This is a genomic window from Burkholderia sp. AU32262 (assembly GCF_020419985.1).
Lineage (GTDB): Bacteria > Pseudomonadota > Gammaproteobacteria > Burkholderiales > Burkholderiaceae > Burkholderia > Burkholderia semiarida.
The window spans coordinates 121,310-127,567 of sequence record NZ_JAIZRS010000023.1; the positions used below are offsets into that span (position 1 = coordinate 121,310).

A 6,258-nucleotide genomic window follows, 5' to 3' on the forward strand; every position below is an offset into this window, starting at 1 on the left:
GCGGCTCCCGCGCGCTCAGCCGCCGCCGTGCGCGGCGAACAGCGCGCGCAGCAGCGCCACCAGCCCGCTGTCGGGGCTCAGCAGCGCGTGCAGCGACGCGTACACCACCGGCAGGAACAGGATCATCATCAGCATCGCGAGCGCGCTTTTCAGCGGCTGCGAGAACACGAAGACGTTGAGCTGCGGCACCGCGCGCCCGACCAGGCCGATGCCGAGCTCGACGAGCACCAGCACGATCGTGACCGGCGCGGCGAGCTTCACCATCCATTCGAAGATCGTGTCGGTCTGCCGCACGATGAAGGTCTGCAGCATCGACGAGAAATCGGGGCCGAGCGAGCCGATCGGCCACCATGCGTACGACTGCGCGAACAGTTGCACGAGCACCTGCAGCCCGCCCGCCGTGACGAACAGCGCGATCGCGACGAAATTCAGGAATCCCGAGGTCGGTCCGCCCTCGTGCCCGCCCATCGGGTCGAAGAACGCGGCGCTGCCGCTGCCGGTCTGGAAGTCGATCAGGTAGCCGACGCCCTGGATCGCGAACAACACCGCGCTGAACGCGCCGGCGAGCAGCATGCCGACCATCGCCTCCTTCGCGACCAGCAGGCACCACATCAGGAACGGCAGCGCGGCCACCTGCGCGGCATCGATCGCCGGCGCGACGAACGCGGCGATCACGACCGCGATTCCGTTGCGCACGAGGCCCGTGATGATCTGCTCGTTGAATACCGGCACGACCAGCATGATCGGCAACAGGCGCGGCATCACGTAGAGCAGCGGCCGCAGCATGCCGGCGACGTCGTTGAAACCCGCGGCCTGGTCTAGCATCGGCGCTCCGCGGCGGCGGGCGGGGCGGGATCGCCAGCCGCGTCAGGCACCTCGGGCACGTCGGACAGCACGGTTTCAGCGGCGATGTCGGCGCCCGCCTCCGTTTCGGTCATGGCCGCATCGAACGCGGCCGCGGCCGCCGGCGGCGTGGACGCATGACCTGCCGCGTCGCCCGCGCCGGCCACCCAGGTGCCGCCCGTCGCGAAGCGCCGCACCGCGTAGCCGTCCGCGACGTCGTCGGCGTCGCGCTCGACCCGCGCGGCGCGCGCGTGCAGCGCCTTCTCGCCGGCCTTCTCCAGCTTGTCCTCGGCGGCCTTCGCCTTGCGCGCGGCGCGCTGCAGGTCGGCGAGCGTCGCTTCGTGGCCGCGGTGCACGTGCGCGGCCTCGCTCACCGACGCGTTCGCGTTGCCGATATGCCGGTCGAACGTGCGCGTATCGGCCGCCGCGTCCTGCAATACGCGCGCTTCACGCACGTCGCCGGCCAGCCGCGTCTGGATCGCGGCCTTCGCGGCGACCTGCTGCGCGAGCTGCGCCTGCGCGGCCGCGAGCGCCCGCCGGCTCTGCGCGGCGATGCCCTGCTGGCGCGCGGCCGCGACGCGCGCGATCTGGCTGCGCATCTCGCGTACGCGCTTCAGGCGGGCGAGCGTCGCGAGCACGAGGCGGTCGTCGGCTTCAGACATGATCGTTCGCCAGCTTCGTCAGCTTCGCGAGCAGCGCGTCGAAGCGCACGTCCTCGTCCGACGCCTGCGCGCAGAACGCGCCGATCGCGTCGCGCGCGCGCAGCGCGAGATCGCCGAGCCGGTCGCTGCCTTCGCGATACTCGCCGATCTGCACGAGCAGCTCGATCTCCTGGTACTTCGCGATCAGCTCGCGCACGCGCGCGGCCGCATGCTGGTGCGCACGGCTCGCGACGAGCGGCATTACGCGCGACAGGCTCGCGAGCACGTCGATCGCCGGATAGCGGTTCGCGAGCGCGATCTTGCGCGACAGCACGATATGGCCGTCGAGGATCGAGCGCACCTCCTCGGCGATCGGGTCCGATTCCTCGTCGCCTTCGACGAGCACCGTGTAGAGCGCGGTGATCGACCCGTGCGCGCCCTGCCCCGCGCGTTCGAGCAGGCGCGGCAATACCGCGAACGTCGACGGCGGGAAGCTGCGCCGCGTCGGCGGCTCGCCGCTCGCGAGGCCGACCTCGCGCTGCGCGCGTGCGAAGCGCGTCAGCGAATCGACCAGCAACAGCACGCGCTTGCCCGCATCGCGGAAGTGCTCGGCGATCGCGGTCGCGACCAGCGCGGATTTCACGCGCTCCATCGCGGGGCGGTCTGACGTCGACACGACGACGATCGAACGCGCGCGCACCTCGGGCGACAGGCTGTGCTCGATGAATTCGCGCACCTCGCGGCCGCGTTCGCCCACCAGCGCGATCACGTTCACGTCGGCCTGCGCGCCGCGCGCGATCATCCCGAGCAGCGTGCTCTTGCCGACGCCCGAAGGCGCGAAGATGCCCACGCGCTGCCCGACGCCGAGCGTCATCAGGCCGTCGATCACGCGCACGCCGGTCGCAAACGGCGTGTCGATCATCTTGCGCGCGAGCGGGTTCGGCGGGTCCTGCTGCGTCGAAACCCACGCGGCGCCCGTCACCGGCCCGCGATCGTCGAGCGGCCGGCCGAGCCCGTCGAGCACGCGGCCGAACAGCCCCTCGCCCACCGGAAACACATGCTCGCGCCCGGACGGCACGACGGTCGTCTCCGGCGACAGCCCGGCCACGTCGCCGAGCGGCGTGAGCAGCGTCGTCTGGCGCGAGAAGCCGACCACCTCGGCAAGCAGCGTCGGCTGGTTCGGCGTGCGCAATTCGCAGATCTCGCCGAGCCGCGCGCGGATGCCCGTCGCATTCAATATCTGCCCGACCGCATGATTGACGCGGCCCTGCACCGATACCGGCGAGAAGAACGCGAGCCCCGCGTCGAGCTCGCCGACGAGGCGGCCGCGATCGAACGGCGCGCCGTCGTCGTCGCCGAACGTTTGCCGATCGTCGAGCGGCGCGTTCATCGCGCGGCGCCCTTCAGCGCGTCGCGGCGGATCGCCTGGCGCAACGCGTCGATCTGCAGGTCGAGGCTCGCGTCGATGCGCCCGGACGGCGTCTCGACCGTGCACGCGTGGCGTTCGAGCTGCGCGTCCTCGACGATGCGGATCTTCTGCCGGTTCGACTGCCCCGCGAACGCGCCGTCGAGCGCGTCGCGCATCTCGTCCGTGCGCCCGGGCGCGACGCGCACGATCAGGAACGCCTCGTCGCGCACGAGCGGCGCGATCCGCGCGAGCGCGGCCTCGTACAGCTTCTGCGTGCTCATCTCGCCGACGATCGCGCGCACGGCCTTCACGACGATCTCGGCCATCGCATCCTTCATCGTCTCCATCGTGCGCGTGGCCGCGAGCGCCTGCGTGTACGCCTGCGCGGCCTGCTCGCGCTGCGCGCGGCGCATGCCTTCGTCGTAGCCGGCCGCCTGGCGCTTGTCGAATTCGCGCTGTGCGTCGGCGACGATGCGCGCGGCCTCTTCATGCGCGGTCGCGATCACCGCGGACGCGTCGAGCAGCGCCGCGTATTCGCGCTCCTTGAGCACCTTGCGCTCCGACAGCAGCTGCAGGTTGTCGCTCGTGATCAGAAAAGCCAGTCCCATGACGCAAGCCTCTCGGGAATCAGAAACAGGAACATCAGTTCGCCGAATTGATCGCGCTGCGCGCGGTTCAGCCAGTACGGCGCTTCGTCGTCGATCGCGCGGTTGAATTTCAGGCGCACGCGCCGCGCGACCGCGTCGCCGGCCACGCCAATGAAATCCGCGAGCAAGCGCCCGCCGCGCGCGCGAATCACGACCGGCAGCGCGGCGGGATCGGCGCGCCACGGTTCGAGCGTTTCGGCGAGCGCGCCGAATTCCGGCGCGCGTTCGAGCGCGAGTTCGAGCGCATCGCCGCCGAGCCGCGCCGCCACTTCCGCGCGGATGCGCCGCCCGGCCAGCGCGTCGCGCAGCCACGCACGATGCAGCAGCAGCCCCGCATACGCGGCCAGTTGCTCGAGCGCCGCGCCCGGCAGCAGCGCGAGCCGCGCGCACGGATTCGCCACGTCGAAGTCGTGCCGGTCGGCCACGCCGTTCAGCGCGAGCAGGTGCCGCGCCAGCAGCTTGCGGCCGGCCGCGCCGAACGCATCCGGCGAACGGTAGCGCGCGGGCCACTCGGCCGGCACGCGGGTCACGTGCAGATAGCGATCGGGCCGCAGGTTGAAGTCGCACACGAGCGCATGAAACGCGGCGGCACGCGCGGCAGGCGGCGGCGCAAGCGGGTGCAGCCACGGCAGCGGCGCCGCGTGGAACGCGGCCGCTTCGCCCGGCGGCAGCGCGCGCGGATCGCTCATGCGCCGTCGCGCGCGCCGTCCGGCGTACGCAGCCCGCCGCCCGCCTGCTGCGCGGCCGCCCCGCCGCCGTTCGCGCCGCGCGGCGCGCCGAGCAGGCCCGCAAGCCGCGCGCCGAACATCCCGCGCCGGGCGGCCGACAGCGCGATCACCGCGCAGGTCAGCAGGATCAGCGCGAACACGAGCCAGCCGAGCGGCGAGCGCAGCCGCAGGATGTCCGACACCGCGCCGCCGATCCCGTCCACGCGCGTCGCGCGCGCCGCGGCCGGCTGCAGGAACAGCGACACGTTGTCGTACTGCAGCCCTTCGATGCTGTGCGCGACCAGATCCTTGACCATCGGCGCCATCGCGCGCAGGTCGACGCCCGGCCGGTAACGGATGTACACCGCCGCCGACGACGGCTTGATCTTGTCGGCGAGCGGATCGTTCTCCGGAATCACGACCTGCACGCGCGCGACCACCACGCCCTCGATGTCCTGCAGCGTGCGCGACAGGTCCTGCGACACGCCGTACAGGTAGCGCACGCGCTCCTCGGCCGGCGTCGACACGAGGCCCTGCTTCTGGAACAGCTCGCCGAGGCTCGCATAGCTCGGCTTCGGCAGCCCGTTCGCGTGCAGCACCGTGAGCGCCGCCTGCATGTCGCCGTCCGCGACGCTCACGAGCCACGCGTTGCGGTCCGACGTATCGCGCGCGTCGTTGTCCTTCGACGCGCTGATGCCCGCGTCGCCGAGCACCGCGATCATCTGGTTCGCGTCGCGCTCCGACAGGCCCGAGTACAGCTCCTTCTGGCACCCGGCCAACAGCACGAGCAGCCCCGCGAGCAGCGCGCGCGCCGCCCGGCTGCGCCACGCATGCGTGCGCGGCGTCGAATCGATCGTCGTCATCCGTTTGTCCGGTTCAGAGCGCATGAGGCCGTATCCTCCGGCCCGCACGCGCTTTCACTCCTGCGTCTTCAGCACCGTGTGCGTGAAGCCGTTCGCAGCCTGCGCAACCGACAGGCTCAACTGGTATTCCGAAATCGTGGTGGTTGCCGTCCACTGGAAATCCATCGCCTTCACCATCGTCATCAGCGGGTCGCTGCGGCTGTCCGCCATCGACGTCAGCATCTCGGTGCGATGCTTGTCGATGTTCGCGTACCGCGAATCGAGATCGTTGCCGTACGTGCGCAACCGCTCGACGAGCGACGACGGGTTCGCCTGCGCGGGCGTCATCTGCACGGCCGGCGCCGCATCCGCCGGCGCGCGCGACATCGCGACGCCCGACGAAGACGGCGCAGCGGCCGGCGACGCGCCCGGCTGCATCAGCGCATCGAACTGGCGCACCTGCGCCGGATCGGACGTCGCGCCCGTTTGCTGCGCGGCGCCCGCGAGCGCGGCTGCGCCCGGCGGCGCCGCGCCTACGCCTGTTACCGACATGATCGTGTCCTCCTTGACCGGCAGAGCCGGAAACGGGCCGGCCGGCACGCGCACACGCCACGCCGGGCGCCCGTCGTGGGCGGCTCCGGCACGCGGCGTCGCGCGGCCCGGCCGGCGACCGGCGTCACGCGCGGCCGGCGGAACTCAGGTGTTGCGCAACCTGGGCGTTCGCCGTCCCCTCCTGCGCGGTCACTGCGTTGCTGGTTTCGAACGTCGCAGTCGATTGCTGAACCTGGAAATTGATCTTCGTCAGTTCGAGCTGCGTCTTGGTCAGGTCGTCGGCCTGCTTCTGCACGTCGCCCGTGTTCGTCACACCACCTGCTGCCGAGGTACCCATGCTTCGCTCCTTTACGTGAACCACACTCCACATTCCGGCGGCGGCCCCATGCCCCGCCGGCGACGTGACGCGCCGCATGCATGCGACGTGTCGCGTGATGCGCGCATCGCGAAACGCGCTGCGCCTGATTCGTCGCGACGCTAATGCGCCGCCTCCTTCGCCGATACCCCGACACCGGCCGCCGGCTCGCCCGGCAGCAGCGTCGGCCCTGGCACCGGCCGCGCGACGCCGGCCGCCGCGCCGCTCGCGAGCGGCGCCACGGGCGGCGCGCTTGCCTGCTC

8 protein-coding genes are annotated in these 6,258 nt (G+C 71.8%); all 8 read right to left on the reverse strand.

Annotation, left to right across the window (positions count from 1 at the left end):
- Positions 1–15 precede the first annotated feature (15 nt).
- Complete coding sequence (sctT, locus tag LGN10_RS25280) at positions 16–825, reverse strand: type III secretion system export apparatus subunit SctT (RefSeq protein ID WP_059584718.1); 810 nt, start codon at positions 823–825, stop codon at positions 16–18.
- The gene (locus tag LGN10_RS25285; protein WP_226225376.1) at positions 819–1,505 is read right to left on the reverse strand and encodes a hypothetical protein; all 687 of its coding nucleotides are present in this window, start codon (positions 1,503–1,505) and stop codon (positions 819–821) included. The genes sctT and LGN10_RS25285 overlap by 7 nt, the downstream gene beginning before the upstream one ends.
- Entirely contained in the window at positions 1,498–2,874 is a 1,377-nt protein-coding gene (gene sctN / locus LGN10_RS25290) for a type III secretion system ATPase SctN (RefSeq protein ID WP_059584714.1), read from the reverse strand. The genes LGN10_RS25285 and sctN overlap by 8 nt, the downstream gene beginning before the upstream one ends.
- Positions 2,871–3,500 carry a type III secretion system stator protein SctL gene (sctL, locus tag LGN10_RS25295; protein ID WP_059639764.1) on the reverse strand — a complete coding sequence of 210 codons (630 nt, stop codon included), beginning with the start codon at positions 3,498–3,500 and terminating at the stop codon, positions 2,871–2,873. The genes sctN and sctL overlap by 4 nt, the downstream gene beginning before the upstream one ends.
- Complete coding sequence (locus tag LGN10_RS25300; protein ID WP_226225378.1) at positions 3,482–4,228, reverse strand: SctK family type III secretion system sorting platform protein; 747 nt, start codon at positions 4,226–4,228, stop codon at positions 3,482–3,484. The genes sctL and LGN10_RS25300 overlap by 19 nt, the downstream gene beginning before the upstream one ends.
- Entirely contained in the window at positions 4,225–5,109 is an 885-nt protein-coding gene (gene sctJ / locus LGN10_RS25305) for a type III secretion system inner membrane ring lipoprotein SctJ (RefSeq protein WP_059584709.1), read from the reverse strand. Before sctJ ends, LGN10_RS25300 begins: the two co-directional genes overlap by 4 nt.
- A gap of 54 nt (positions 5,110–5,163) precedes the next feature.
- Positions 5,164–5,640: a hypothetical protein gene (locus LGN10_RS25310; protein ID WP_059640002.1), complete on the reverse strand. Its 477-nt coding sequence runs from the start codon at positions 5,638–5,640 to the stop codon at positions 5,164–5,166.
- 124 nt (positions 5,641–5,764) lie between these two features.
- Positions 5,765–5,977 carry a hypothetical protein gene (locus tag LGN10_RS25315; RefSeq protein ID WP_006480857.1) on the reverse strand — a complete coding sequence of 71 codons (213 nt, stop codon included), beginning with the start codon at positions 5,975–5,977 and terminating at the stop codon, positions 5,765–5,767.
- Positions 5,978–6,258 lie beyond the last annotated feature (281 nt).

Excerpts from the sequence above, each read along its gene's own strand:
- sctT (WP_059584718.1), bottom strand. The coding sequence starts at position 825 with ATGCTAGACCAGGCCGCGGGTTTCAACGACGTCGCCGGCATGCTGCGG.
- LGN10_RS25285 (WP_226225376.1), bottom strand. The coding sequence starts at position 1,505 with ATGTCTGAAGCCGACGACCGCCTCGTGCTCGCGACGCTCGCCCGCCTG.
- sctN (WP_059584714.1), bottom strand. The coding sequence starts at position 2,874 with ATGAACGCGCCGCTCGACGATCGGCAAACGTTCGGCGACGACGACGGC.
- sctL (WP_059639764.1), bottom strand. The coding sequence starts at position 3,500 with ATGGGACTGGCTTTTCTGATCACGAGCGACAACCTGCAGCTGCTGTCG.
- LGN10_RS25300 (WP_226225378.1), bottom strand. The coding sequence starts at position 4,228 with ATGAGCGATCCGCGCGCGCTGCCGCCGGGCGAAGCGGCCGCGTTCCAC.
- sctJ (WP_059584709.1), bottom strand. The coding sequence starts at position 5,109 with ATGACGACGATCGATTCGACGCCGCGCACGCATGCGTGGCGCAGCCGG.
- LGN10_RS25310 (WP_059640002.1), bottom strand. The coding sequence starts at position 5,640 with ATGTCGGTAACAGGCGTAGGCGCGGCGCCGCCGGGCGCAGCCGCGCTC.
- LGN10_RS25315 (WP_006480857.1), bottom strand. The coding sequence starts at position 5,977 with ATGGGTACCTCGGCAGCAGGTGGTGTGACGAACACGGGCGACGTGCAG.